This is a genomic window from Peribacillus sp. NJ4 (assembly GCF_030348345.1).
In the GTDB taxonomy this organism is placed as follows: Bacteria; Bacillota; Bacilli; order Bacillales; family DSM-1321; genus Peribacillus.
This window is the reverse complement of record NZ_JAUCFQ010000007.1, coordinates 149949-176229: the sequence shown is the minus strand read 5'-3', so window position 1 is coordinate 176229 and position 26281 is coordinate 149949. Positions and strand designations below refer to the sequence as shown.

26 protein-coding genes are annotated in these 26281 nt (G+C 35.6%); 14 read left to right on the top strand and 12 right to left on the bottom strand.

All coding sequences use genetic code 11. The annotated features are described in order from the left end of the window. Positions 1–54: 54 nt before the first annotated feature. Positions 55–1191 carry an NAD-dependent epimerase/dehydratase family protein gene (locus QUF94_RS28375; RefSeq protein ID WP_289318969.1) on the bottom strand — a complete coding sequence of 379 codons (1137 nt, stop codon included), beginning with the start codon at positions 1189–1191 and terminating at the stop codon, positions 55–57. Positions 1192–1357: 166 nt separating this feature from the next. Between QUF94_RS28375 and QUF94_RS28370 the strand changes: the two genes are divergently transcribed. From QUF94_RS28370 to rfbB, 3 genes are all read left to right on the top strand, one after another. Further along, entirely contained in the window at positions 1358–2107 is a 750-nt protein-coding gene (locus QUF94_RS28370) for a TIGR04325 family methyltransferase (protein ID WP_289318968.1), read from the top strand. 212 nt (positions 2108–2319) lie between these two features. Next, a complete protein-coding gene (locus QUF94_RS28365; protein WP_289318967.1) occupies positions 2320–3063 on the top strand; it encodes a sugar phosphate nucleotidyltransferase in 744 nt (247 codons plus the stop codon). Next, the gene (gene rfbB, locus QUF94_RS28360; RefSeq protein ID WP_289318966.1) at positions 3056–4039 is read left to right on the top strand and encodes a dTDP-glucose 4,6-dehydratase; all 984 of its coding nucleotides are present in this window, start codon (positions 3056–3058) and stop codon (positions 4037–4039) included. The genes QUF94_RS28365 and rfbB overlap by 8 nt, the downstream gene beginning before the upstream one ends. Before the next feature lie 5 nt (positions 4040–4044). Here the strand turns inward: rfbB and QUF94_RS28355 are convergent, their stop codons facing one another. The 4 genes from QUF94_RS28355 to QUF94_RS28340 form a co-directional block, all read right to left on the bottom strand. Next, entirely contained in the window at positions 4045–4626 is a 582-nt protein-coding gene (locus QUF94_RS28355; RefSeq protein WP_289318965.1) for a hypothetical protein, read from the bottom strand. 239 nt (positions 4627–4865) lie between these two features. After that, positions 4866–5792 (bottom strand): O-fucosyltransferase family protein, encoded by a 927-nt coding sequence (locus tag QUF94_RS28350; RefSeq protein ID WP_289318964.1) that lies wholly within the window; start codon positions 5790–5792, stop codon positions 4866–4868. Positions 5793–6086: 294 nt separating this feature from the next. Continuing rightward, positions 6087–6182 (bottom strand): YjcZ family sporulation protein, encoded by a 96-nt coding sequence (locus QUF94_RS28345; RefSeq protein ID WP_289318963.1) that lies wholly within the window; start codon positions 6180–6182, stop codon positions 6087–6089. Between the two features lie 731 nt (positions 6183–6913). After that, positions 6914–7432: a hypothetical protein gene (locus tag QUF94_RS28340; protein ID WP_289318962.1), complete on the bottom strand. Its 519-nt coding sequence runs from the start codon at positions 7430–7432 to the stop codon at positions 6914–6916. A 367-nt stretch (positions 7433–7799) separates the two neighbouring features. On the opposite strand from QUF94_RS28340, the gene QUF94_RS28335 reads away from it, so the two are divergent. The 4 genes from QUF94_RS28335 (at position 7800) to QUF94_RS28320 (ending at position 11907) form a co-directional block, all read left to right on the top strand. After that, on the top strand, positions 7800–8402 hold the full coding sequence (locus QUF94_RS28335) for a ParB N-terminal domain-containing protein (RefSeq protein WP_289318961.1): 603 nt from the start codon (positions 7800–7802) through the stop codon (positions 8400–8402). 1268 nt (positions 8403–9670) lie between these two features. Then, the gene (locus QUF94_RS28330; protein ID WP_289318960.1) at positions 9671–9811 is read left to right on the top strand and encodes a hypothetical protein; all 141 of its coding nucleotides are present in this window, start codon (positions 9671–9673) and stop codon (positions 9809–9811) included. 1200 nt (positions 9812–11011) lie between these two features. Next, positions 11012–11632: a hypothetical protein gene (locus QUF94_RS28325; protein ID WP_289318959.1), complete on the top strand. Its 621-nt coding sequence runs from the start codon at positions 11012–11014 to the stop codon at positions 11630–11632. Between the two features lie 62 nt (positions 11633–11694). After that, positions 11695–11907, top strand: a complete 213-nt coding sequence (locus tag QUF94_RS28320) for a hypothetical protein (protein WP_289318958.1) — start codon at positions 11695–11697, stop codon at positions 11905–11907. A 455-nt stretch (positions 11908–12362) separates the two neighbouring features. On the opposite strand, the gene QUF94_RS28315 is transcribed toward QUF94_RS28320, so the two are convergent. Continuing rightward, the gene (locus QUF94_RS28315; RefSeq protein ID WP_289318957.1) at positions 12363–12836 is read right to left on the bottom strand and encodes a hypothetical protein; all 474 of its coding nucleotides are present in this window, start codon (positions 12834–12836) and stop codon (positions 12363–12365) included. A 57-nt stretch (positions 12837–12893) separates the two neighbouring features. After that, positions 12894–14144 (bottom strand): ParM/StbA family protein, encoded by a 1251-nt coding sequence (locus QUF94_RS28310; RefSeq protein WP_289318956.1) that lies wholly within the window; start codon positions 14142–14144, stop codon positions 12894–12896. Between the two features lie 587 nt (positions 14145–14731). Here QUF94_RS28310 and QUF94_RS28305 point away from each other — a divergent pair. Further along, positions 14732–15634 carry a hypothetical protein gene (locus QUF94_RS28305; RefSeq protein WP_289318955.1) on the top strand — a complete coding sequence of 301 codons (903 nt, stop codon included), beginning with the start codon at positions 14732–14734 and terminating at the stop codon, positions 15632–15634. 954 nt (positions 15635–16588) lie between these two features. On the opposite strand, the gene QUF94_RS28300 is transcribed toward QUF94_RS28305, so the two are convergent. Next, complete coding sequence (locus QUF94_RS28300) at positions 16589–17710, bottom strand: hypothetical protein (RefSeq protein WP_289318954.1); 1122 nt, start codon at positions 17708–17710, stop codon at positions 16589–16591. Between the two features lie 637 nt (positions 17711–18347). Here QUF94_RS28300 and QUF94_RS28295 point away from each other — a divergent pair. After that, positions 18348–18845 carry a hypothetical protein gene (locus tag QUF94_RS28295; RefSeq protein ID WP_289318953.1) on the top strand — a complete coding sequence of 166 codons (498 nt, stop codon included), beginning with the start codon at positions 18348–18350 and terminating at the stop codon, positions 18843–18845. 659 nt (positions 18846–19504) lie between these two features. Here QUF94_RS28295 and QUF94_RS28290 read toward each other — a convergent pair. Next, complete coding sequence (locus QUF94_RS28290; protein WP_289318952.1) at positions 19505–19774, bottom strand: MerR family transcriptional regulator; 270 nt, start codon at positions 19772–19774, stop codon at positions 19505–19507. A gap of 288 nt (positions 19775–20062) precedes the next feature. Here QUF94_RS28290 and QUF94_RS28285 point away from each other — a divergent pair, with 288 nt between their 5' ends. From QUF94_RS28285 to QUF94_RS28275, 3 genes are all read left to right on the top strand, one after another. Further along, on the top strand, positions 20063–20287 hold the full coding sequence (locus tag QUF94_RS28285; protein WP_289318951.1) for a VOC family protein: 225 nt from the start codon (positions 20063–20065) through the stop codon (positions 20285–20287). Between the two features lie 651 nt (positions 20288–20938). Next, on the top strand, positions 20939–21424 hold the full coding sequence (locus tag QUF94_RS28280; RefSeq protein ID WP_289318950.1) for a hypothetical protein: 486 nt from the start codon (positions 20939–20941) through the stop codon (positions 21422–21424). Next, complete coding sequence (locus QUF94_RS28275; protein WP_289318949.1) at positions 21424–23079, top strand: helix-turn-helix domain-containing protein; 1656 nt, start codon at positions 21424–21426, stop codon at positions 23077–23079. Before QUF94_RS28280 ends, QUF94_RS28275 begins: the two co-directional genes overlap by 1 nt. A gap of 309 nt (positions 23080–23388) precedes the next feature. On the opposite strand, the gene QUF94_RS28270 is transcribed toward QUF94_RS28275, so the two are convergent. The 3 genes from QUF94_RS28270 to QUF94_RS28260 form a co-directional block, all read right to left on the bottom strand. Beyond that, positions 23389–23979, bottom strand: coding sequence for a hypothetical protein (locus tag QUF94_RS28270; RefSeq protein ID WP_289318948.1), 591 nt, complete (start codon positions 23977–23979; stop codon positions 23389–23391). Further along, positions 23966–24376 (bottom strand): hypothetical protein, encoded by a 411-nt coding sequence (locus tag QUF94_RS28265; RefSeq protein ID WP_289318947.1) that lies wholly within the window; start codon positions 24374–24376, stop codon positions 23966–23968. The genes QUF94_RS28270 and QUF94_RS28265 overlap by 14 nt, the downstream gene beginning before the upstream one ends. Positions 24377–24613: 237 nt before the next feature. Continuing rightward, positions 24614–24913 carry a hypothetical protein gene (locus QUF94_RS28260; protein ID WP_430103291.1) on the bottom strand — a complete coding sequence of 100 codons (300 nt, stop codon included), beginning with the start codon at positions 24911–24913 and terminating at the stop codon, positions 24614–24616. A gap of 862 nt (positions 24914–25775) precedes the next feature. On the opposite strand from QUF94_RS28260, the gene QUF94_RS28255 reads away from it, so the two are divergent. Both QUF94_RS28255 and QUF94_RS29010 read left to right on the top strand, forming a co-directional pair. Then, on the top strand, positions 25776–26021 hold the full coding sequence (locus QUF94_RS28255; RefSeq protein WP_289318946.1) for a lysozyme family protein: 246 nt from the start codon (positions 25776–25778) through the stop codon (positions 26019–26021). Further along, the gene (locus tag QUF94_RS29010; protein ID WP_353957826.1) at positions 25996–26181 is read left to right on the top strand and encodes an NlpC/P60 family protein; all 186 of its coding nucleotides are present in this window, start codon (positions 25996–25998) and stop codon (positions 26179–26181) included. Before QUF94_RS28255 ends, QUF94_RS29010 begins: the two co-directional genes overlap by 26 nt. Positions 26182–26281: the final 100 nt, after the last annotated feature.

The window sequence follows — 26281 nt, the reverse complement described above, 5'->3', positions numbered from 1 at the left end:
CGCTTGCAGCACTTAAGGACATCATCCACGCTTTCTCGTAAGCCTTGACTTCTCCTACAAATAGTAATCTTTATATTTTTTAAAATACTCTATAGTCCGTACTAATCCATCATACAAACTCACTTGGGGAACCCACCCGCTATCCTGATGAAATCGGGCAGATTCAGCGTAAAAATTGCCAATATCAATTTCCTTGTACTCTTTAGGAAAAGGTACAGTCTCCATTTTTAAATCATTGCAAAGTCCAGCCAAAATCTGTGCTACCTTTTTTAAACTGGCCTTTTCACCGCTAAGATTATAAACATTTCCATAACACGCTTTCGTTTGTGACGCTAAAATTAACGCTTCAACAACATCATCTACGTAGTTAAAATCGCGAAGTTGTTCTCCGCTGCCGAATAATTGAATGATCTCACGGTTTATTGCGCGATTGATAAACCAACCAATAACGCCTTGCTGCCCACTTTTTATAAACTGCCGGGGACCAAAGGTATTTGTCAATCGAAGAGAAACTGTTTTTAAACCATATGCCTTTGCATAAAGAGAATGGTATTGTTCTGCCGCCAATTTATTGATTCCATTAATATCCGTAGGATTAAGAGGGTGTCTTTCATCCACGGGAAGATATTGTGGTGGTCCATAAAATTGGCGTGTGCTGGTATATAAAATTACTGCATCCGGATTGTATTGCCTGCATGCTTCCATGAGCATCAGATGTCCCCTTACATTGATCTCCATATCCAGCAGCGGATTTGTCATGCTGTATCTATGGCCAACCTGCCCGGCAAGATTAAAAATATAATCCTTATTACGTACTATCTTGGATAAACTGGACCCATCACACATGTCAGAAGTCTCAATTTTTACTTTATCGCGTATAGATTCAATATTAAATAAATTCCCCCCCAATCCTGGTATTAGAGAATCCATTAAAGTAACCCGTGAACCTTCATCAATAAGTCTTATTGCAAGATTGCTGCCAATAAAACCAATTCCGCCTGTGATGAGAATATTTTTATCGGAAAACTCCGCCATATTATCACCCCACATATTTATATATGTATATGGTATGAAAGTAGAATGGTATTTTGCTGTGATTTTAAAATATACAACCTTATCACGCCAGATTAAGATTATATCCCTTTTTTCAGTAGTCCCAAGAATATTGGAACAGCAAAACATTTTCAACATAAAATACTTAAGGAATGATAAGTCAGCAAAGACTATGGGAAATCAGGGGATTTAATGTATTGGGTAATCTAAAAGGAGGTATCATTAAAGGTTAAGTCAGGAGAAGCAGTATATGAGAGGGGGTCCGTATCAAAAAATCATACCTTGTTTAATGGAGGTTAGCGGCATGGCAGATAAAATATACGGTTTTTCTGGAAATTACAGTTCGTGGCAGGAAGTACGGAAAATATCAACAAGTTATGATACACCGGAAATTTTGAATAAAGTAAAAGAAGCAGCATTAAAAGTGAAGTCGGGAGAAGCACTATGTGAGAGAGACTCCATACTGTTTAATGAATGCGAATATGCGCGACCCTTAATTCGCTGTTTATTGAATATCGCTTCTTATAACAATAATAAACTTCGCATCCTTGATTTCGGTGGTTCTTTAGGTTCTTCATATTATGCGTGCCGAAATTCTCTCATGCATTTAGATGAGCTAAGCTGGAGTATCGTTGAGCAAAAACATTTTGTAGATTGTGGAAAACAGTTGTTCGAAGAAAATTCCTTGAAATTTTATCATAGTATAGACGAATGCGTGCAAACGGAAAATCCCCATGTAATCCTATTTTCAGGTGTTATTCAATATCTTGAGGAGCCATACAAATTTTTAGAACAAGTGATGAAATACAATTTTGAATTCGTTCTATTTGATAGAACTCCATTTTTTGATGTTGAAGACCGTATTACCCTTCAGGTTGTTCCCCCCCAAATATATGAAGCCAGCTATCCGGCATGGTTTTTTAATTTAGATAAATTTCTTCGTTTTTTCAGGCACAAATACGATATCATCAATGCATTTGATTCATTTGAATCATGGCGGCTAGAGGATGTGCAATCACAGAATAAAGGTTTTCTTTTCAAAAAAAGTACTTAAATAACGCAATTGTTCGAGGATTTAACTATATCAGTAATATTCGGTCAGCGAGTTCATCACACTCGTTGGCCATTTTATTAAGACCTATACGATCCAAGGTTCCGACCGATCTTTTTTGCAAGTACAGAGAATCTAAGTGATAGTTTACAGCAAAAATATTCAACGACTGTCACTGTTACGAAAATTGGATAACATTAAAGAGGTGTAAAGATTTGAAAGGAGTAATTTTAGCAGGAGGGCACGGTACAAGGCTTGCGCCACTTACAAAAATCATTAATAAACATTTACTTCCAGTCGGCCCATATCCGATGATATATTGGCCGATTCAAAAGTTAAAAGAAGCTGGAATTACCAATATTTTGATCGTTACAAATCCAAAAGAACTAGACAGTTTTATCAATATTTTAGGTTTTGGTGAAGAATACGGTGTTAAACTTACGTATAAAGTTCAACAAAGTGCTAACGGCATTGCAGATGGAGTCTATTTGGCAAAAGATTTTGTTGAAAAAGAAAGATTTATTGTATTACTAGGTGATAATATTTATAAAGATTCGTTAAAACCTTATATTCAATCATTTAAATATCAAAAAGACGGAGCAAAAGTATTGCTTAAAGAAGTTCCGGATCCACACCGATACGGAATAGCAACCTTAAATAAGGGAGAGAAAATTATCACTTCCATTGTCGAAAAACCATCATCACCAGTAACTGATTATTGTATAATTGGTGTGTATATGTATGATGAAAAGGTATTTGACTATATTGAGAAAATTGTTCCCTCCAAACGGGGGGAATTAGAAATAACGGATGTTAATAACATATATATAGAGAAAAACAAATTAACTTATGATTTTCTTCAACATTGGTGGATTGATGCCGGGACACATGAAGCGTTATTCAAAGCCAATTCTCTCGTTTATCAGGATATAAAGAAAGAGAGGGCAAAGAATGACTGAAAACCTATTAATTACCGGAGGGTGCGGATTTATCGGTTCGCATTTTATTCGGTTATTGCTAAAAAATAAGAATGTCAGTATTACGAATATCGATGCATTAACGTACGCATCCAACAAAGAAAATACTGAGGACTTTGAAAAGAATCCAAATTACCGTTTCTTCAAAGTTGACATTACGAAAAAAGATGAATTAGATAAAGTGTTTGATCAAACATACGACATGATCATCAACTTCGCAGCAGAAACACATGTCGACCGCAGTATCGAAAACTCACAATCGTTTGTTCATACGAACGTATTAGGTACCTATCACTTGCTTCGAAAAGTCCTTGATGGTAAAGCAAAAAAAATGCTGCAAATTTCAACAGATGAAGTATATGGATCATTAAAAAAAAACGAGTATCCATTTAAAGAAACTCATCCCCTCGCCCCAAATAATCCTTACTCAGCAAGTAAAGCAAGCGCTGATTTACTTATTCGTTCTTTTTACCAAACGTATAAAATCCCGGTAATGATTACGCGATGTTCCAACAACTATGGTCCCAATCAGAATTCCGAAAAACTCTTTCCAAAAGTGATTTATCATGCCCTTCACGATAAGGAAATACCTGTCTATGGTGATGGGCAGAACGTAAGAGATTGGTTGTTTGTCGAAGATCACTGTAGGGCAATCTTTGCTGTCATGATGAACGGAAAGCCGGGAGAAATCTATAATATTGGTGGAAACAATGAGAAATCCAATATTGAAATGGTGAAAATCATATTGAATCATATAGGAAAAAGCCATGATTTAATTGCATTTGTAACCGATCGAAAGGGTCATGACAGAAGGTATGGAATTGATTGGTCAAAAATGAAAAACGAGTTCAACTGGCAGCCTTGTACTTCTTTTAACAAGGGAATCAAAATGACGATTGACTGGTATGTCGATCATCAAGATTGGTTTCATACCTCTTCTAATGGCGGGCAAGTATGAAGAGGTTAATTACAGTCAGCTCGGTAGAACGCTTCAATCGATTCTAGGAAATAAGGGCACGTTGAAAAAGAAGGGAAAGTGTGTGATATCACACTTCCCCTTCTTTTTTTTAAGACTAAACGATGTATTCTTTGGTGAGTACTACTTCCTAAAACTCCTATTTTATGCTCTTCGTTCGATCCATCTATGCAGTGATGTTGGTTGCTTTTCATATTTTTGACATAAAAATTTTCGATTTCACTAGATAAATAAGGTTGTAGTTTCAAGTATTTTTGATAAAGGTAGCTATATACATCTTCAACCTTCAAACCATATGCCGGGTGACTCTGCTTAATCCAATGTATAAGAACGTCTACATAAATATGAATGTTAGTTACCAATACATTTTCAGATCTGCTAAAACGAATAGGTACATCTTCTAACTCCGCAAAATCTTTTGTACCTGGCAATCGTACATTGCCATAGTTCCATCTAAATGGATAGTACGTATAGTTTGAATTGATAAGATCATTAATGGAATAATTGGATACAGGCAAAAAATACATGGTAAATGCATCTTTAACCAAAGGTTCATCAGAAGCATACAAAGAATCTGCACCCCAAAAAGTAACGGGAATGTGTCCCTGAGTTCCGCAATCAAAAGTTGGCCGATGACGTGCTCTGCATCTGACCAGAATCCGTTCCCCCAGGCTTTAATTAGCAAAAAACGATTGCTCTCATTCACAAATTTGCTTCCCCTTATAGTTTATTATGTTGCTGAACTTTCTCATCTTAAAGTCACTTCAGTGATTTGGTTATTAATACACTGATTACATTCTATCAAATTTCAGTACTGAATAAGCTTAATTGACCCTTCGGGCCAATCTTTAAGACAACTGACTGCTACAGAAACGTTAGAATAACTAGCACCAATAAAATGATCGCATTTCGTGGCAAGATACGTGTCTTTCACAATATCTATACCCTTCTGTCTTTTGTTATAATAAGATAAGTCATGATGCACGGAAATATTCTCAAAAGGTGTTCGTATGGAGTCAGTATAAATGATTTTATCACCGTATAACTCTTGATATTTTCTCAAAATACTATCACTATCTGTTAGCAAAAAAATAGAGGCTGTCGGGTTATTTTTTAGATAGTTATCAACTTCAGAGAAATATAGCGCATTAAGCTCATGTAAATGAGGAAATTCCCTAATTTTATCGCTACCTCGAACATGTACGCCTAAAATAGGGTGTTTACTTTTCATATTCTTAACATAAAAGTCTTCAATTTCATCGGCTAGATAAGGTTGTAATTTAAGGTATTTTTTATAAAGATAGCCGTATGCATCTGGGTACTCCAAACCATATGCCGGGTGACTTTGTTTAATCCATTGCATAAAATCATGTACGTAGATGTGATTGGTGCTCACCAATACATTTTCAGACTTACTAAAGTAATCAGCTTTATCAATTACACCCTGGACACCTGACAATCGTAAATTACCATGATTCCATATCGGTGGATAGTACGTATTATTTTCATTTACAAGATGCTCCATCGAATAATTTGACACAGGCAAAAAATACATGGTAAATGCATCTTTAACCAAAGGTTCATCAGAAGCATACAAAGAATCTGCTCCCCAATAAACAACAGGAATACGGTCGGTAAGTTCCGCGATCAAAAGTTGGCCAACGACGTGCTCTACAGCTGACCAGAAACCGCATCCCCAGGCTTTGATTAGCAAAAAACGATTACTTTGAGGCAAAATATATCCTCCTTTCTTAGATGGTTGACCCAAGTATCTCAAGATCTTATTAGGCTTTTTCACTTAGTAAGAGTTGGGTTTTTACTAATAAACAATTACACTTTGCTATGAAGAAATGCATATTAATTGTCTCTAAATTCTCCTGCAATTCCGGCAATCCGATATACATATGGTTTCATGTGAGTGTTCTTTACTTAATTCTTTCCAAGTCAGCGTCAACCATCATGTGAATCAATTGTTCCTATTTTTAGCAGAAGCCGCCATATCCGTAACCAAGGGCACACATTCGCCTTATTAACAACTACATCCAACAATGATTAAGAGTATAAACAATACGACTATAAAGGCGAAACCTCGACCAAATCCAAAACCGTGGTCAAAATCTGACATATAGAAAAACTTAAATGGGTTATATCATCGTATGATCTAATCAGGAAAATGACCCAATCACGAAGGATATTGCCATGCTGCAACGGATCCTGCATCATTCCCATACTTCTGTCACCTTACGCTATATCGGCATTACAGAAGAAGAAACCCACAACGTATTGAAACCAAGGCGACCAAGGACCTCAAGGCGTTTAAGGACGTAGCTGTAACTGGAACTGGGTTTACTTCAAGTACAAATGCAGATGAAGAACAATTTTATACTTTTTACCAATACAGGACCTTCTAGTCCCCTTGTTCAGTTAAAGATAAATTCTTTAAATTCAGGGGTACTTGCATCATTTGACGCTTGGTGGATTGACCTCTCTATAGAGTAATAGATTTAACAAAGAATTATGCGAATGTTTAGGATAATGATAAACTTAGCCCAAAATTTGTTCCCTTAAAAGTTCAAGCGAATCTCAGGCGATTGCTCGGAAGCAGTCGTCTTTTTTGTATTTGTATACCCGTTCGTATAACAAAAGCCTAACGTAAATAAATGGCTCCTATAGAGGGAGGATGTATATGTTCGTTTATAAAGGTTACATTATTTCGATTAAACTTTATTTCAAAGCTACAGTATAAAACTTAAGGCAGTAAAAAAAAGGATCTTCGATTGGAAGGAAACATTAACCTAAAGGCTAATGGGCTGCTTTTAAGGCAGCCAACCTTGCTAGTTAGACGCTACGATCCTTTTAATTCCCCTTGTTGTTTTCTTTTTTTAGGTTTCTGTGCTGGTATTTTTGACGTTGTTCGTCCATCTGCATGTTTCTACTGGCCTGTTCGATACCCTTTATAATACCTTCAAGTAGTCCCATACCGTTTTCTTGAGACTGGATTTGTCTTTCTACTTTAGGTATTTGAGCTTCCATCCTGCCCAAAGTTTTAGCTTGCGCTATAAAGGCTGCTCTTCCAGAAACGCCTTCATTTTTCATTAAATCCTGGTAATGATCACGCTTAGTCATGGCCTGTTCATATTCTTGACTGACTGATTTTGAAACACGTATTTTCCCTTTGAGAAAAGGATTATTCTCCATTTTTCCCACCATAGTATGCTGATTTTCATAATGGTTTAGATATCCTTCAGCACGCTGTAACCGTGACCGGTGCTGATTCACACGATCCAATTCACCATGGAGCCTTTGAATTTCTTCTTTACGATTATTCAGCGTTTTTTGGATGGTCTCAAGAGGTAGCACTTTATTTCCGTTCACTTTATTAACTTCTACAAGCCTTGTAGCCGTTTGAAAGCTTATGTGGCGCATTTCAGGTCGTTCCGGATATAAAGAGGCCACTTGACGCACAAAAGCGTTCTGATAGGCTGTTTCAGCCTTTTCTAAGACCTTTCTTGCCTGATGGATTTGTCCACGTGTCTGTCGGTTTTTCTCTAGGAGATCAGGATAATCGGTTTGATGTTGACTTTGGACCTCGTGAAATTCTTCTTCAGTATGAAAGCCAAGCTTTTCACGATAGGTATGTAGCGTTTTATCGCATTTCCAGTTCGGCTTGTTCCTTTGTTATTCAATTTTCCTTTAGTTTAAAAGGATTGATCCAATTGATCGTTTCCAATTGTTGCTGGGCTTGCTGGCATTGATTTTCGAAAATGTGAATCCAACGGTAGCTTTCAGAAGCTCCAGGCAGGCCTTACGGCTAAAATATCAATCAACAAAAACTTATGGTTCAAGGCGAACCAACACTGGATGTACCCGTAGAGGATTGTCCAGGGAAATCGGATTAATCTGTTTTCAAGTGTCCATTCTCCCTGAAAAACCAGAAAATAAGGGAACAACCCACCCCATAAAGATCCAAGCTGCAGAAAAGCCACAAGAAAAACCAAAATCTCCAAAAGGAACGGAGGATTTTATAGCGTTGAAAGAAATCGTGGTTCCAGAAGCGTTTTTAAACTCGCACCCTAATCCTGAAAAAACGCAGCAAGTAGTGAACTATGTGAAACAGAATGGCTATTTAGATGAACCACTTACCATTAACCGGGAGACAAACTTGCTGACAGATGGCTATAGACGTTACATCGTGGCTCAACAGCTTGAATTAGAGATAGTCCCTGTTGTCTATCCAAAAAGAAACAGTTCTAGCCAAAAGTTAGAAAAGCACACAGGTATTTTAAGGGGTCTAAGAAGTCTAATAAGCACTTTTACACTACGACCTTACTTTTTTACTGGTTGAAAAAACGTCTATAGGAAGCTCCGAATATGTCCGATCCATGAGTCTCTTAAAAGTACCTGTGAAATAACGAACCAGATTGGTTTTTACTTTTCCTCGTTTATAGCCGCTAATGGATTGTTTAAAGGCGTTTATAGCCGTATATGTAATGGTTTCTTGTTCGACTATGTGTGAAATGGCTTTCCTATCAAGGAAAACACTTTTCCAAAATCTTCAATCTGGGCTGCATGATCAAAGAAAGGCTATTACTATAAGGAAAGCGATTTTTATTAAAGAATCGAGCCCTTTAAATATGACTGCGTTTTTAAACAACTTTATTGAATTAATATAGTGAGTATTTAGCTATTCTGGGATGCCATATACAATATATATTCTATCGAGGTATATTTTAAAATAAACAAAATCTTTACAGAGGTCTTCCGATAGTGCTCAGATTCCTACAACATTTTAAACTAGTAAAGTATAGAAAAATGGGACTGAAACTACGGAGTTTTTGGCATTAAACAGTGCTCAAGCAACTATATTGCCGAAATACAAGTAATTTTAATTTAAAGAATGCTAGTCCCCTTCTTGTCATTCGAAATTCAGACTTGGTTTTGTTCTTTTCTGACTTTTCCTCTTTACAAACCCATGGCTTCAAATAACAATAATACAGATAATAATTCAATCTAGTCTAATCTAGACTGGAACGCAATTGTATTAACTAATGGGCAAGTTAGTTGTATTAATAAGGAGCAACTAAAACATTGGTGGAAAGAAATCGAAAAGAATTCAATAACTAATTAAAAAAGATCCGGATTAGTTCGGAACCTTTTCCTTAAGGTTTTCAAAATAATATAGTTGAAGAACAAAAGTATGCAATTATATAAGAAAACTTCAGTTGAAGATATTCAAATAAAGTTAATAAGAGCTAAAGATTCGACTTTACAAAAAACTATAGAGATTAAAAAGGTAAGTCAAAATACAAATATATCTCTAGAGATATATCCAATATCGACTATATCTTTAGAGATATTTCGCTATATCTGGACTATATCTCTTGGTGAAAAAATGACACTAATTCAAAAAGACCAGAAACTCAACAGACACAGCCTGTTAAACCCCTTTTTCTATAGGGTGACACCGAGTTTCCTTATGCTCTTTGCTAAAAAACAGTTCTTAAAAGAATGAGTGCAGAATGGTATGAAGAAGCAGATTATTTTCAATCAGATACTGGAAAAGATTCCAGGGATTAATTTTTTTCGGACGCTTTCCGTTATGCTGTTTTAGTTATGGAAGACAGAGTTGATCAGTTTAAAAATATTACTGATATGAAGAAGAAATTGAATAATATATCTAAGAATATTGATGTCTTAAATGAGATGGTAGCTGGAGGATTCCATGCACAGGATGTAAAGCGATCGGCAGAGTAAAAGATACTTATATTTACGAAGATGCAATGAAGAATGTACAAAATAAAATTCAACGCTCTACAACAATTAAATCAGAAAAACCAAAATATCTTTTTCTAGAAATTTTACATGAAAAAATTCAAAGAGATAATTAAACAGTATTGTAAATTTGTAAATTTACTATCCTAAATTTTTTTTATTTTATTTACACACCAAGATTGATTAACGCTTTTCTAGGAGCAACAATACCAAACCTCCCTCTTACCCCACTTTATTAAATAATTATCTTTGGGACAGTAGGACAGTGGGTTAAACTTAACGCTTGATTTTCAATCGATTTCGAGAAGAGAGAAGCGTCTAATATATATAAAAAACAGATCACAACTAAGAATGGTGAACTGTTTTTCTAATCATTATTATATTTAAGCGTACTGCGGAATAATTTTCCTGGTTTACGTTTTCAAGTATCTCCCCTTATCTCTAAATCTATAAGAATTTGTGTTTGTGTTATAGTAAGAATTAATTTAAATTGTAAATAAAAGGGATTTTATTGTGAAATTTAAGGCTAAGTTATGATAGAGCTGGTTAATAAAAGATACAAACCTCCATTAAGACAATAAATTTCATTCTAAAATCTTTTGGTCAAAGGAGAAACTTAAATGTTTCGAAAAATTATTATTTTTCTTTCCCTGTATTTTATTACTGCTTGAAAATTTACTTTTATGATAGTTACTTAAAATTATATGCAATCTATCCTGCTTTTTTAGAGAACCACAGCACCTACACCACTTTATTCTTTGGGACACTAGGACAGTGGGTAAAACTTAAGGTTAAATATTTAAGTTTTGACTAGAGAGAAGAGTTTAATAAATAAAGTAAAAAAGCATTCAGTTATTTCGAATGCTTTTTTACTTTAGCTTGCTACTGTTATCATCTTTATTATTCATACAAATAAAGGTCATTTAATTTGGTTCTTTTTTCCTTTTTTTACGTGATGGCAGTCCATTCTTTTTACTTTCATTAATGGCGATCTTTGCTATCATCTTGGCTTCGGCTTTAGTCATTTCTTTAACCTCCGAATATTCCGAATTTAACTTCAGTTATCCCCATATTAATAAATTTGTATACATATTACGAAAGCTTGTACATACACATTTATTAATAACTTTGGGACAGAAGGACACTGGTTAAAATATATACGAATTTGGAGGATGCGTAATATTGCTAAAAACACGAAAAGTTAGGTCCGATAAAAAACATACTATTAAACCAACAATTCCAGTAAAGCTTAAAGAAACAATAAATAGAATATCATATATCACCACAACACCTGTTAAAGATGTTGGAGAGTTTATTTGTGAATCCGGTTTACATTCAAAACAAGTAATTGAAATTTTATCCGGACATTTCAGAAGATCGTACCATTTTAATAATACGGTGTATTTTGGAGAACTTGAAAGAAAGTCACTTCAAAGAGAAAAGTATAATGTACCGACGGAAAGAGCTACAATTCGTTTCAAGGAATCAACTAATGAACAAATAAATGCTTTGGCCTATTCCTTAGATGTTACTCCATCTAAAGCAACTGCCCTGTTATTAGAAACAAGCATCAAGAATCCAATCATAATCAACCAATATTTAAAAATGTATTTACAGAAAAATATAGATACAACGCGAATTAAGGAATTAAAGAAAATTATAAAGTTTATCAATGATAATAATCCTTATGAAGAAGAAATTTCTTGGTCCGAGATTTTGTCCTATATCTATAAAGAAATTAAAACTAGTACAACAACGATGACAGCAGCAATCACTGGATTTATTGAAAAACACAGAAAATAAGTGAACCAAAGTATAAGAATTTAATAGAGTGGATAAACTAATAAAAAAAGGAGTGGGAGATTATGGAGACTAAAACTAAAGAAGAAACGAAAGAAATGTGGAACGAAATTAATGAATGTATAACTCGAATAATTAATGAAAAACATGATTTATCCTTTCAAAAGAAGAGTAATGATAATTATATGAATCTATATATTCAAACAGCCGTATTACACACCTTATTTGGACTTTCAGATGAATTCAGGAAAATTGAAAGGAAATATTCCAAATTGTGATCTTTCTAGAGAAGCCATGTGCTAAATTCAACTTTATAGTGGATTGGGATAAAAAACTCCCCTAAGGGAACATTTTAATACTAAAATTTAATCCAATTTTCCTAATCCACGTTTTCTTTCCATCTCTACACCTTACTATGTAATATCGATTATTTCCGATACCACAATTTGACCAACTTTAAAACTGTTCGATTTGTTCTTTGCCTTCCCTACAAATACCTCTTTATTATTCCAATTAAAAATCCTTTTGCCCCCCCTTTACCTATTGAAGTGAAGTAAATCATTTTATATGAAACCAAAAGGACCATAAACCCCTCAAAAAGGCTGTGAGAGATTCATGATCGTTAGCCTTTTTTAGTGCGAATCTGTGCCAATGTCACTAATTCTAAAAAGAGACTAATTCAACATCTTTTGAATTAGCCTCTTAAGTATATCAGTGCAATAAAATTATCCTTTTATCCCCTTAAATTGGTCATCTTCCCCAACTTCAATAGTTTAGAAAGGGCTTCGTTTGATTGATCCTTACCTTCCTTAGTATCTTCTTCATGATTCTCTTGCCCTTCAGATGGAACGATTGGTGAGGAAGCTGCCTTACTTCTCTGAGGTACCGGCTGCACCATTTGCTGGGCAAGCGCCGCCCCTTCGGGATTCCCGACAATTAAAGAAACTATATTATAAAGAATCTTTTGCCCTTCCTCCGTTTTCAAAATTGCTAATTGATCATTCGCAAAGGTGTCTAGTGGAAGGTAAATACCTTGTTCTTTATAAGATCCATTCCGAACCTTTAACCCATCTTCAATAAGCGCGCTAATAAGTTCATTTCTGCTTTTAAAGCTGTCTGCCAACTCATTAAATTCATTAGCCCATTTTATCGAGGTTTTTGGGGTATATTGTATTCCCCGACCTGGAGTGATTTTTCTATTGGACAACGTTACCACCACCTTGTATCACAACTAAATAAAGATGCTGCTCTCATTCTTTCATTTTCATGCTTCAATTGATTGCTTTTCAATTTCAGCAATAATATTTTTCAAGAGATATGCCTTACTAGTAAAGAAACTGGCTTGATCTATATTCGGAGGAAATAGACAATCTTCATCTTTGAGTTCCGCTAAGTATTGATAGGCGAAGAGAAGCCCTCCCCCGACAATAATCATTTGCCCAACGTTTGTATCAACAAAATACCGGATGACTTTATCTTTCACTTCTTCGGCATATTCTTTCGTATATTTATCAACAATCTTTGTGATATCTGCTGTTTTGGACTGCCAGGTCGCTTTAAAAACAGGAGAATATTTAGGTTTTATAATCATTTTATCGATTTCCGGCTTAATGAACTTCCTCATGAATTCTTCACGTGTAAACGAAATCTTAGGAGTTTTACCCACCCTTTCAAAACGGCCCCGTATGCTGTCAAACTCCTTTAGTTCTGCTGCTTCTTTCATAATTAAATCTATATATTTATTTGTACCTATCAGATGATTTGTGGATTTAGTTGAATTTAAACCATTTTCATCATAAAGAGCTAAATCCAATGTTCCGGCTCCTAAATCAGCTATGGCAAACTCGTCATTGATTTGTGATGAAAATTCGGTTTCGACCACTTCCCCATCTACTAAATCAAAGGCCAATGCCAAGTAGCTCGTTACGCCTTCCACATTAAGCTGAACATCCGTAATGTTAATGGTTATGGTTTTTCCTTTATAAGGGCCTTTTATTGCTGTAATTTCATGCTCACCCATATACAAGTTGATTTTTTCCGATGACGCCTGTTTGGCCTCTTCAATTGGAAGCCCAAAACTCAATGGTACGTCTACCTTATTGGTCTTACCTGATTTCCAAGCAGCTAAGGCTAATCCCGCTAAAGTTGTTACAACATGGATTTCATTCCCTAATTTATCTCTTGCATCACTGCTGGTTTCTCTTAAATTATTTTTGTCATTCGTTGAAATTTGAGCATATTCCCCTACTGTATAATAAGCATTTGTTCGATTCTTTGGTAAGGCTTTACTTTTAATATGTAAATGAAGAATCATATCATCGGGAAAAGATTTATCTGAGCTCTCATCTGGCATATCTTCGGCAGTAGTTTCCGCGTTTTCCCCGATTATACTCGCGATATTTATTGAAACAACATTTCCATTTTGATCGATATATGTAATTTTATTTGAGATGTTCCCACTATCTACTCCTGCGATTAAATAATCTTCTTTAAATAAAAAATCAAGTTTTGTCATGATTTTCCTCCTTTGGACTAATCTAGTTTAGTCTATTCTACTTACATCCAATATATAGAGACTTCCCATTAAAGTCAATAATAAATTAGCGCTAAATTAGCGTTATCGGTGTTCTATCGCTAATTTCACATCGATAAATTAGCGCTATCTAGACCTTAATCTAGATATTAACACAAAACTATTAAGCATTTGGTCAATGTTCATTAATTATTTGGCGATAAGTTGTCGTTATCGGTGTTTTAACTACCTTTTTCAAACTATAGATACCCGCAAATTATCGCTAAATGTCTTTATACTGCACCAGTTGTTTATCGTTAAATTGACGTTATCGGTGTTTTAACTTAATTTACAAAGAAGAAATCCACTTATTAATCTAGACTAATCTAATTTATCCGTTTAATACTTTTAGAGTAAACTAGATTAGATTAGTTTAAGTTGAATTCACTTCATTTTTTCTATTAAAGCCAGCAAACGTAGTTGATTAGTCTTTATCTAGTAGGTAAACTATAGATACAGATAAATTGACGCTTAGCGATAGGTAGATAAAAATAAGCTATAGTTAAACTAGCGTTAAGAGGAGGGTTATCGTGACAAATAGAGTACAGGCTAATAAGGATTTCATTAAAGAAACACTTCGTGACGATGCATTATATACTTCGTTGGTCCTTGATAAGGAATACAGTGGCAATCTATTTAAGAAAGATATATTAGAGTTAGATCCGAATGCCATGTATTCAACTACTGATTGTTCCGATAAAATCTTTCATATAGCTAATTCGACTCTAAGGTATTACGTCAGGATGCTAGAGGGATACTTAGAGATATATGTAGAGGGCAGAAAAAAACGATTGCCGTACCTCAGCGTTTTTAAAATCCATATGACCTTACTGGCAATTGACAGGGGCGAAACAATCTCCGATATCCAAGTTAAGTTATCGCTAAAATCGATTCCTCAACAAAATGGAGGGAAAGCAAAAGGGAGCAAGTACAATGAAGAAACCTTAGATCAATTATTCTCTGAATTTGATAGAAGGCAGAATGTAATGATGAGAACCTTTACTCTACAAAATACGATCAATCTAATTGAAGTGGAGTTGCTAAGACGGAGAACGGGAATAGCTGATAGACAAAGACAAATTGAAGTTATCGAAGAAAAGATTAAAAATCATCGGTTAAATCGCAAAATGGATCGACAAGCAGCGAACGTGTTACGTAAAAGTTTGGAACAAAAGAAAAATACAGGTTTTTTCTCATTTTTTGCAAAAAAAAATACAGAAGATACTCTGAATTTAGAAGCTGAAATACTGGTAGATGAGAGAGACATTAAAGCTGACCATATAGAAGTGGAGTTTCTTGAAGAAATTGAAACAATAAGGAAGAAGATTAGTCAAATTGAAGAAGAGTCACTCGCTTTAGAAAAAAGGTTAAAATCTGAAACAGCACTTCTAACAAATGAAAGTAAAGTTCTAGAACAAACCATGGAAGATTAATGGATCCTTTTTATTAATTTTTGGTCCAAGTGTTAGAGAAAAAAATTGGCTGTCCCTAAACTTTTAGAACTTTATGGAAAAAATGACATTTTTACATTTCATTGATCTGATTCAAATTAGGAATTAAAGTGTCCTTTTGCTTTATGAAGATCAAAGATTGTCTATAGCTTCTCAGTGGCTCTCTATACATTTATAGCAAGTAAGGGGGGAAGGGAAGACCTTACCCCCTTACTAACGTTGAATTGAAAAGGATACAAGTTTAGGGGCCCATTTAAGAGGGCCTAAACTTGTATCCTTTTGATGTTTTAGAACTAGAATATTGGTAAAATCGATTTTCGTGAACGGTTCTCTAGAATGGTGTCCGTTTCATAGCTTAACATCTATATTTTGGATATCTATTGGAGATTGTATAAAGATAAAAGCCATAAATTCAATATGTAATCTTTTGAAAGACAGTTTATTTATATTTCTTCATATTAATCTAATATTTAATTGTTCTGTTTGAAGGGATTTATTCGTAAATAAACAAATTTAATAAAAAAGCATATTTAATAAGAGAATACAAATTTAATAAAAGAAACAGAACTAATAGGCAATTTTCAATTGTTAGGTATATCCCTTGAGGCAGAAGAGTTCTAGCCATTTTTAAGTGTTGCTATAACAGAGTTTCCACGTTCCCACATATAGAATGCAAAAGAAGTCACATATACACAGGGCTTTTTTTAAACTATTCACAAATTCACAGTATCATATTTATAATATCCACTATTACACAAGGCAACATTCGGAAACTAATAGACGTAAAAAAATAATCCTTCTCAATAAATCTGCCAAAAACTGTTGCAGATGTGGGAAGGAAAGACTTTTGTTATAAGTAAATGCTTTTCTGCTTTTTTGGAGTATATTCGAATAGCCCTGTGAATGTCCTATTTTTTCACAAGGCTGGTTAAGCTATTAAATTACACCGTGTAACTCCGGCGCTTGGCCGGTTTTGGTGTATTCTTTGATTTTGGCTTCATGGATTAATTCATAAGGAATCTTTTTTAAGGCCCCAGGAAGGTACTTTCTAAAGGCCATTCTGAAAAAGGCGCCAATCGAGTAGAAATGGAAAGATCCTTTTCGCTGTTTTTCTGTATGTATATGAATTCCTATCTGATCCATTGTTTGTAAAAAGAAATTTTTCATGAATCGATCACGTATGGTGAAGCTTTCATAGTCCTCATCCATAAGATAGTTCAGTTTATTCATTACTTCCTGTTTATAGGAAATCATGACATCGATTTGGTCCCTTGGTTTAAATTTAATTTGATGTCCATCAAAGAAGTAGGTGAGCTCCTTGGATAGTTTCGCCATGAGTGAGTTGACATTGAATTCATCCGAGTTTTCTTCAACACATTCCGGCTTCAAGGAAAAGGAGGCTTTTTTTATCCATATTTGCTTGCCACGGATCTCCACCCCTGTGAATTCGATGGAAAATAGAGCTTCTAAAACGCTTAAAGTTTTACGAACCCCTTTTGCATTTTTGTTTAGTTGAAGTTTAAGTGTCTTCATAGTCCGTTCTTGTTTGATTTTCTCCATTTCACCTGTCTTGCTGAAAGACAGACCAGTCCGGAACTGGTTAAGTAAGGATAAGAGAAGTTCAATTCCTTCCGGGTTGGAGGTACGTACGAATTCTGCTAAAATATTCGTTTCAAAAAGGGCATGCGGTATGATTAGGTAGTTGAGGGATACCCCATTAAGTTCAGGTGTATTATACTGTTCAACATCTTTTAACACGATAACAGGTAACCCTTCGTGGATTTCCTCTTTCACAAAATGATGATCTTCTAAGAACTTTCTTCCTCCCCATAGGGTAGAATAAGAAATTCCAAGTTTCTTTGCCCAGTAAGAAAGATTATATTCCTTAAGCATGCCTCGTTGGTTTTGTTCTACGTGTAATTGGTTTAACATGGTCATATATACGACATAGGCAGAAGCAGGAGGGCGCTCAAATGACTGATCACGAAGAAAATGGAATTCTTTTAAGATAGCGTGATGCATTCTAAAACCATGGATTCTTAATCTAGATTCTTTCATTTTTGGCACTCCTCTCGCCTATTTTTCTAGTTTAAATTATAGCAGAGTGGAAAAACAGGAAATGGTGTCCTTTATTAAGGGATTTTCAAAGTTGCACAACGGGTGCTCATCCCTTGGGGGGCAAGGGGTTGAAAAAAACTCTAAAAAATTTTGTGTGAGAGCAAACGTCATGTTTTCACAAGGTTTGTGAATGGTGTGAAAGGAAACGTCATGAATTTATAGGGGAGGGGATTCGGAAAAACGTTGATATATCAACGTTTTTATAAAATAGTCCATCCGAAAATGGGCATGAATAAAAAAACTTGCACAGAAATGTGTGCAAGTTTGTGTGAGAGCAAACGTCATTTTAATCATTTTAGAACAAAAAGAGATTAATTTGGCACTATTTTGTATGGTGTTCTTAATTTTGGCTGAAATTTTTGTTGGTAATTTAGGGGTGTAAAAGGATGTTTATCAAAATGTATTTAAAAATTTCAGATCAAATATAGGGAATTGTGCACATTGTGAAAGGAAACGTCAAACGGGAAAAAGTTGCACAGCTTATTATGGATGTATGAGATGTGCAAGATGATGTCGAGTTTATAAGATGTTTTGTTAACGGGAGATAAACCTGTATCCCCTTATCATTGTGCGCATTGTGAGAGCAAACGTCAAATCGAAAAGAATAGATACAAACCCATATAATGGTGTGCGCACTGTGAGAGCAAACGTCAAATCGAAAAGAATAGATACAAACCCATATAATGGTGTGCGCACTGTGAGAGCAAACGTCAAATCGAAAAGAATAGATACAAACCCATATAATGGTGTGCGCACTGTGAGAGCAAACGTCAAATCGAAAAGAATAGATACAAACCCATATAATGGTGTGCGTATTGTGAGAGCAAACGTCAAATCGAAAAGAATAGATACAAACCCATATAATGGTGTGCGTATTGTGAGAGCAAACGTCAAATCGAAAAGAATAGATACAAACCCATATAATGGTATGCGTATTGTGAGAGCAAACGTCAAATCGAAAAGAATAGATACAAACCCATATAATGGTATGCACATTGTGAGAGAAAACGTCAATGAAAGAATAGATGCAATCCCATATAATGGTGTGCGCACTGTGAGAGAAAACGTCAAATGAAAGAATAGATGCAATCCCATATAATGGTGTGCGCATTGTGAGAGGAAACGTCAAATGAAAGAATAGATGCAATCCCATATAATGGTGTGCGCATTGTGAGAGGAAACGTCAAATGAAAGAATAGATGCAATCCCATATAATGGTGTGCGTGTTGTGAGAGGAAACGTCAAATGAAAGAATAGATGCAATCCCATATAATGGTGTGCGCATTGTGAGAGGTAACGTCAAATGAAAGAGTAGATGTAATCCCATATAATGGTGTGCACATTGAAAAAGGAAACGTCTTCCCTTAAATGATAGAGTTGAAAGAAATGCGGATATAACCAGAGTTCATCATCTATAATGGAACGGAAATGTAAAAACTTGCACAATAACGTGTGCGAATAACAAACCGTGTAAAATTGCTGTTGCTTAAACAAGATTATATCTACTGTCTTTTTTTGTTTGACAAGACCTCAAAATGATTATGCAAATAGGCAATACCTCGTATTTGTTCAACTAACACATTATCAATGTATTGAAGAGAGTTAAGGGCAATTTCCTTAGCATAGGCAAGGTTGTTTTTATCAAGTTCCGACAAGACTTCACGAACTATATCTAAGGAATAAGCTACTCTTTGAACGGTTTTGACAATAAGAACCTTTCGAATATCAGATGGACTATATAAACGGAATCCTGTGACGCTCGGGATTTATTAAGCCTTCCTTTTCCCAATGCCGAATTGAAGAAGTAGATACACTCGCTTCTTTGGCTACATCTCCAATGGTAAAAGACCTTTTATTGCGGTACTTCGGAATATCAGTTAACTCTTTTAAATCAAGCAATTCAGCAGTTCGCTGCACGGTTTTCTTTTCCTCGTGATGGTCAACTTGTGCCTTGTTTATTATCCATAAGGCATCAAGCTTTTCACCATTTATAATAAGTGGCATAACCTCCCGAATTAAATCCATCCCAAATCCATAATTCAGCGCACGTATACATTGAAAATAAGCTTCATGTTCCAATGTATAGATACGATACCCATTTTCTGCTCTCTCAACTTTTGGAAAAAGCCCCCAAGCATTCATAATGCCTTAATGCACTAGTGCTTATATTTAATTTCTTTGCTATTTCAATACCTTTCATAGGAATCCCCTTCGTCAACTCTATAATTGATAAAATCGGTGATAATATTATCTTCTTTGCAGACGGTACAGACGAAGATATAGATTGTGGTATTGAATGTAATGCTGATGAACAAGAGACAGAAAAAAATCGAAGAAAAAGAACCATCAAATAGTCACATGCACGCTTACGTCAATGATGCAAGTGCTGTCATCGAAAAAGCAGAAAAAGCAGGAGGTACTGCCGCTATGCCTATTATGGAAGATGAAAGTGGTAAAATGGGGGGATTTGTAGATCCATTTAATAATTTATGGTGGATTAAGTCTCTAAATGAATAAGGGAACGGCATATACAACTTAAGGATAACCCAATATTAAAAGCCCAATCACTAGCTTACAACACTGAGAATTTGGGCTTTAGTTAATTCATAAATACCCCCTTTAATGAATAACAATTAGCTGTTATTTAATAATTCCTTTTCGCATTATCAATTATTGATACAAAAAAGGACTCTTCTGATTATGAGTCATAAACAGTTATTTTAGATTGATTAATAGGCTATTTACTGAACGTATTCACCGCAGAAGTTGTAGAAGTTGCACAAAACCAGCTTAGTGATTGGACGTAAATAATAACGAAACCCAACTAATATTCTCTTGTGAAGATAGCTGGGTTTTAAAGTGGGATGTGCAAAATAGCACCGAAAGTTATAGATTTTAGTGAAAATACACACAAGAAAATCCATACAAAGAGACTTGTGCATATTGTGAGAGGAAACGTCAGATTGAAAACATGATAAGCTGTCAAGATCCCAGCCTGGAATCAAAATGTGGCAATAGAGTTAGGCTGCTACAGAGAAGAAGTTTATGGTGCACATTGTGAAAGCAAACGTCAAAACTAAAAGAAGTTGCTCTTTTTAACCGTTTGTTGACAAAAGCAACACTGCTCACTCATAATTACCATATTACTAGATTAAAAGGGGAACAGATATGGATTTTTTAGTTGGAGTAAAAGAGGTGGGGGAAATTCTCGGATGGGATCGGAGAAAGGTTTCCACCTATCAACTACGTGGCGTGCTTCCTAAACCAGTGGTCCATTTATATAGTGGCCCCATTTGGTTTCGAAAACAAATCGAATTTTATAAAGCTGGGAAAGGTTTTAGTGTCAGGACTTATTATATAAAAGGGGAGATGGTCTATGAATGTACGCATAATCAACCTTTTAAAGATACCAGCTATTCCCCTAACGACATCAAAGAACAGGTGGGGAATTTTATCCTTTATCAGGAAAAGGACGTCCAACAGTTGAAAAATGCCATCCTAGAAAAAAAGCCGATCGTTCAGTTTCTTTCTTTTGAGTCAATTAGCATTCTACATGATTTGGGTATTTTGGAAACAGTGGTTTTTCAAGATTACATCCAACAGTACTCATTTGAATACAAAGAGTCAATAAAAGAAGGGTGGGTTAAAGAATAATGATACAAACCCTGCAAACAAAATTTTTGAATGTCATGAAAACGGTTTTTCCAGATTATCCTCAAATCTATGTTGAATGGAAAATGGATATCAATCATCTTATGTCAGGTCAAGATGACTACCAGCCTAGCCAAACATTAAAAGCATTCTTTGTGATTTTGGATAGCTTGGTGAAAGATTATGAATTGAAATTCGAGAATATGGAACAATGGGTCGATGATTACATAGAAGAAATTAGAAATTTTGTACTTCCATACATACAGACAGTAGAAGAAGAGAATTCACCCAGCTCTCCAAAGTCTAACAACAGGGAAGTGATAAATGCCTTGTTGAATCAAAATTTTGCCGAGTCTGGTTCGGCCTTATTATTTCACAAATTAAGGGAGACCATCAGTAAAAATGAATTCGACATTGCTACTGAGATTCCTACTGCAAGAATTGCGGAAAGAGCGTTAGAGGCGACGGCTCAAGTGAGGGCGGAAAATGATTATCTGATGATGAAATCGAATGTAGCCATCGAACAATGGAAAAACCTCACCTCTCAAGCCATCACGTCGATGGATGACTTAACCGCAGACATTTTTGATATTGTCTCTATTCTTTGGATGCAACAGGCTACTCATAAGGACCAAATGATTCATTTCCATACAGATGACGCTTTGAATTTAAGGAGATTGCAAGGTAGGAAGGAAGATTTAGACGGCTATCAAATGTCTTACCGTAAAAAAGAGCGCGATGATATCATGAAAAGATTGGCCGCACTCACAACGATATGGATCAGAATTGAAAAAGAGAATTTGAGGTTCATCAATGAGGATCAGGGAGATTTTGAAGAGATTGGACAAGTGCAGTTCAATCCTTTGTTTTTGGTGGATAGCGTGACTGTAGCCTACCGGGGGGATAACCCGATTGGTATTTATGAATGTAGCATTCGTCCGGGGGAATTGCTTGCCAACTTCTTGTACGGTTCCCAAAGAAGCAGTGGGCTTCTTGCATTAAAGACTCTCGAATACCATCCAATTAAGCAAAAGTACCATAAACGGTTATCCAGGTACCTGTCCTGGCAATGGAGAATTCGCCAGAAGAGTGCGGATTATCTTAGGGCTTATCTTATCGGGGGAGATAAAGGTCTTTTAAAAGTCATGGATTTGGACGTGAACCCGAGATATGGTTCAAGGATTAAGGAACAATTTGAAGAAATATTGGATACTCTGCAGCAAGATGGAATAATTAAAGGTTGGAGCTATAAGGAAAACAACCTTGAGAAGCAAATAGAGCAGGAGAGAAATTGGTTCGCTAACACCTGGTTAAAGGCTCGTGTCCAAATCATCCCACCTAATGAAATCACGGGAATGGGAGATTACCAGGACTTATTATTGATTGAGGATCAGGACTATGACACAGAAAATTTATTAACTATGTTGAAGGGTATGACGGACAGGGAGGCTGTTGCAACTAGGGAGATAGTTGAAGAAAAACAGGTTTCCCCTGAGACGATTAATAAGGAAAGAATCGACCGGGGATTAAGCATTTTAGAGGCTGCTAAGGAAATGGGAATCTCCCATAGTACCTTGTCCCGATATGAAAGGAATTTAATTAAACGTCCGTATAGAGTCAGCTTAGATAAAATGAAAGAGTGGTTAAACGCAAAATAAGCATCTTAACAATGCTTATTTTTTTTTGAAGATATTCCATCCATACATATCATGCTCCATAGTTTAATGAATATGGGTAGGTATTTAAATGATCTGGTATTTCTTTTGTTAAAGAGGTGTTTGAGATTTATGTTGAAGTGAGTGAGTATTAGATTGTTAAACTTATTTAAGTTAAAGACGCAGGATAGGATAAGTGGTGAACCTAACATCTCAAACTTGCAACAAGAGAAGTTTTTGGTATGTGAGCTAAGCCTATCAACGGTATATGTGTGCCATACATTTTTAAGCATATAACCTTACGTGTATTTTCTATTCAATTTCATCATCAAGAAGGCGTAGGATATTTTCTACGGCACCTGCATGATTACCTTTTCTGAATTTATCAATAAAATCAATATAAAGAAGTTCAAATACCTTTTCTAATGTGTAGCCATGTTCTGGCTGAACTTCATCCATATCTGCAAGCAACACCTCTCCACGCAAAGCGAATTTTCTTCTCATACGTAAATTCAACGTTTTCATTTCTTGGTTTTTATCTTTATGGATTAATTTAAAAGTAGATTCCCCATACTTTTCAAGTCTTGAATCCTTACCAGCATACTGATCCAATGATGTAAGCAATCGGAATAAGGACTTCGAATCTGGATTCTTTTTTGCAAAAAGTAAGAAGTCATTAAATAAAAGATTCATTAAGTCATTTTGTTCGAAATGCATGTCTGATAGGTCTTGAATATCTTCACAAAAAACTTCTGCTCTTAAAAATAGATTCAAGGGAACGTCTATACTCAGTAAGACGGTAGAGGATTTATTTACTTTATGGATAAATTTTCCGATAAAGTTGGATGATCCAATCAAAGATAGTTCTTCATCAATAAGATTGGCTTGGCTATATTTCCCCATCGGTTACGCCCCCTAGTTGTTTCTTTTTGTATGCTTCTACAAATATTCGATGAGCTGCTTTTCGAACGCTACACTTCCAAACGTCCGCATAATCGCCTATTTTTTGATAAGTTTCATGATCTACTTTGCAATGAACCGTGTAAGGTTGGTCCGTATAGGTGACGTCAGGATATACGAGCACCTGTGTAAGTCCAAATAACAGTATCTCTGTGCCAAAGGCTGTTTTAGACCCATTCCAGTATCGTCGGGATTCCTTTCTTAATATCATGTCCACGGATTCGTCCACGGGAATCTTTATGTCATGCAGCTTATCCGAACGAACTTTTCTTTTTTGTGTTTCAATCATTTTTTTATTAGATGAAGATAGAACCGGATTCAAATGGTTAACCTTTCCCATTTGCTATTCCCCTTTCAAAATTGCCTTTTTCTTTGGGTTGGTTGGTTAGTTGGTTACGTCGTTTTGCTATGCCAAGAGTGGAGGGAGGTATTTTTTTCAGGCTTTTTGGCAAGGCTTTTTTTAGTGAGGTGATACGAAATGAGTAAAGATATTTCAAAGGAACTGGCTGAAAAGCTTGCTAACAAGGCATCCACGCTACATTACGTAAAAAGCACAAATGAATCTAAAAAGAAATAATTAGCTCAAAATAATCTTAATTCCACCCTGTTCAGTAATTTTGAATGGGGCTAGATTATGTTTTTTTATATAGTTTTGATCTTTCCAGCAACTTTCTTCATCCCGCCCCCAATGCGGGCAGGGGAGAGGGACGTCAGCAATTTTATGTTTTTGGAGAATACTTTTATATTCTTTTGAATGTGCGGCTATAAATAAGGCCAAACGGATAATTTGATTACGATCTAGATCAGTCATTTTATATACATTCTCTATATAATTTTTATAAACATCCGGGTATCTTACGGTAGGTCTATACACCAATTTCCTTCCTCCTTTGAAAATAGTATATGGACGTCTGCTGGTTAAAATGCCATTTGGTCAAATATCGATATTTACAAGAAGCCGGGTTTTATCATGGAAATGAAAGAACAAATTTAGTCTGGTCTGGTTTTTGAGATTACAATCTAGTCTAGATTAGATTTGAATAATTTTAGTATCTGTAAGATTGTTATTTAAGCCATGGTTTATCCTTGTAAAAAGGACAAGTCAGAAAAAAACAGAAGATAAGATAAGATCAGGTCTAATTTAGAATGACAATTAGTGGACTAGTTTTTCTGTAATTCAAAATTTACTTGTGTTTCAGCAAATAGCTTCTTGGAGCCCTACGAAAAAAATCCCTAGTTTCAGTCCATTTTCTTTCCTTTTCTAGTTCAAAAAAATGTTGGAGGTACTGAGCACTTCGATTAACCTCCGTAAAGATTTCGTGTATTTTAAAATATACCTCGATAGAATATATATCGTATATAACATCCCCTAATAGTTTAATACTCACTATTCGTAGTTAGTAGGATTTATTGTTTAATATGTCCAGATTTAAGAGTGCTAAATCTACCAAAGTTTTCCCCTCTCTTTTGAGCATTTATTGCAATCAATTCCGAAAAACCATGCTTACTATTAACAATAATATCCTTCGTGGCTTTGTAAAATCAATAGCCCAACGTTTGATGGGAAGGTTTAAATTATTCTATAAATCTTAATCACGAAACAGGTGCTTTACTTCATAAGAGGGGTTGCTGCAGCAACCTGGAGCCAAAAGGCTTTTTTATTTTTGTTTTCTTTAAAACTGGTGCGTTAGTTCAATAAGAACAAGTAAAAAAGTCGATTTAGATTTATCGGATACGCATTGGAGCGTGGAGGCTATTCCAAGGAAGTAGCCACCCAGTTTAGTCATAGGATGGCTGCTAGGGAAGGGTGGAGCCGTTACGGTGATGTGAATTATGTGGACCATGTCATGCAATATTACAACGGTGGAAAGGGCAGCGTGGTTGTCATGGGGGACGGTTCGCAATCTTTTGATGTAGAGGAAGTTCATAACATCATGAAACAGTACCTCGGCAGACCCTATGTATGGGGAGGCAGGAGGGTTTGACTGCAGTGGGCTGCTGGAATATGCCCTTGCACAGGTCGGCATGGATATGTACGGGACAGCCCAATCGCAGTACAACAAAACTAATCCGGTTTCAGAGGAACATATAAAGCCGGGGACTTCGTTTTTTTCTCCACCTATAAGCCCGGGGCTTCGCACGTAGGCATGTAAGTGGGGAACGGTCAATTTATCAATGCCAATAGCAGTGGTGGTACTTCTTATTCGTCCGTTGAAGAATGGAAAAAATTATATCCATTCCTAGG

Coding starts and splice junctions, on each gene's coding strand:
- QUF94_RS28375 (WP_289318969.1), bottom strand. CDS start 1,191: ATGTTGAAAATGTTTTGCTGTTCCAATATTCTTGGGACTACTGAAAAA.
- QUF94_RS28370 (WP_289318968.1), top strand. CDS start 1,358: ATGGCAGATAAAATATACGGTTTTTCTGGAAATTACAGTTCGTGGCAG.
- rfbB (WP_289318966.1), top strand. CDS start 3,056: ATGACTGAAAACCTATTAATTACCGGAGGGTGCGGATTTATCGGTTCG.
- QUF94_RS28345 (WP_289318963.1), bottom strand. CDS start 6,182: ATGTCAGATTTTGACCACGGTTTTGGATTTGGTCGAGGTTTCGCCTTT.
- QUF94_RS28330 (WP_289318960.1), top strand. CDS start 9,671: ATGGAAGACAGAGTTGATCAGTTTAAAAATATTACTGATATGAAGAAG.
- QUF94_RS28320 (WP_289318958.1), top strand. CDS start 11,695: ATGGAGACTAAAACTAAAGAAGAAACGAAAGAAATGTGGAACGAAATT.
- QUF94_RS28310 (WP_289318956.1), bottom strand. CDS start 14,144: ATGACAAAACTTGATTTTTTATTTAAAGAAGATTATTTAATCGCAGGA.
- QUF94_RS28300 (WP_289318954.1), bottom strand. CDS start 17,710: ATGAAAGAATCTAGATTAAGAATCCATGGTTTTAGAATGCATCACGCT.
- QUF94_RS28290 (WP_289318952.1), bottom strand. CDS start 19,774: ATGCCACTTATTATAAATGGTGAAAAGCTTGATGCCTTATGGATAATA.
- QUF94_RS28280 (WP_289318950.1), top strand. CDS start 20,939: ATGGATTTTTTAGTTGGAGTAAAAGAGGTGGGGGAAATTCTCGGATGG.
- QUF94_RS28275 (WP_289318949.1), top strand. CDS start 21,424: ATGATACAAACCCTGCAAACAAAATTTTTGAATGTCATGAAAACGGTT.
- QUF94_RS28270 (WP_289318948.1), bottom strand. CDS start 23,979: ATGGGGAAATATAGCCAAGCCAATCTTATTGATGAAGAACTATCTTTG.
- QUF94_RS28265 (WP_289318947.1), bottom strand. CDS start 24,376: ATGGGAAAGGTTAACCATTTGAATCCGGTTCTATCTTCATCTAATAAA.
- QUF94_RS29010 (WP_353957826.1), top strand. CDS start 25,996: ATGTATGGGGAGGCAGGAGGGTTTGACTGCAGTGGGCTGCTGGAATAT.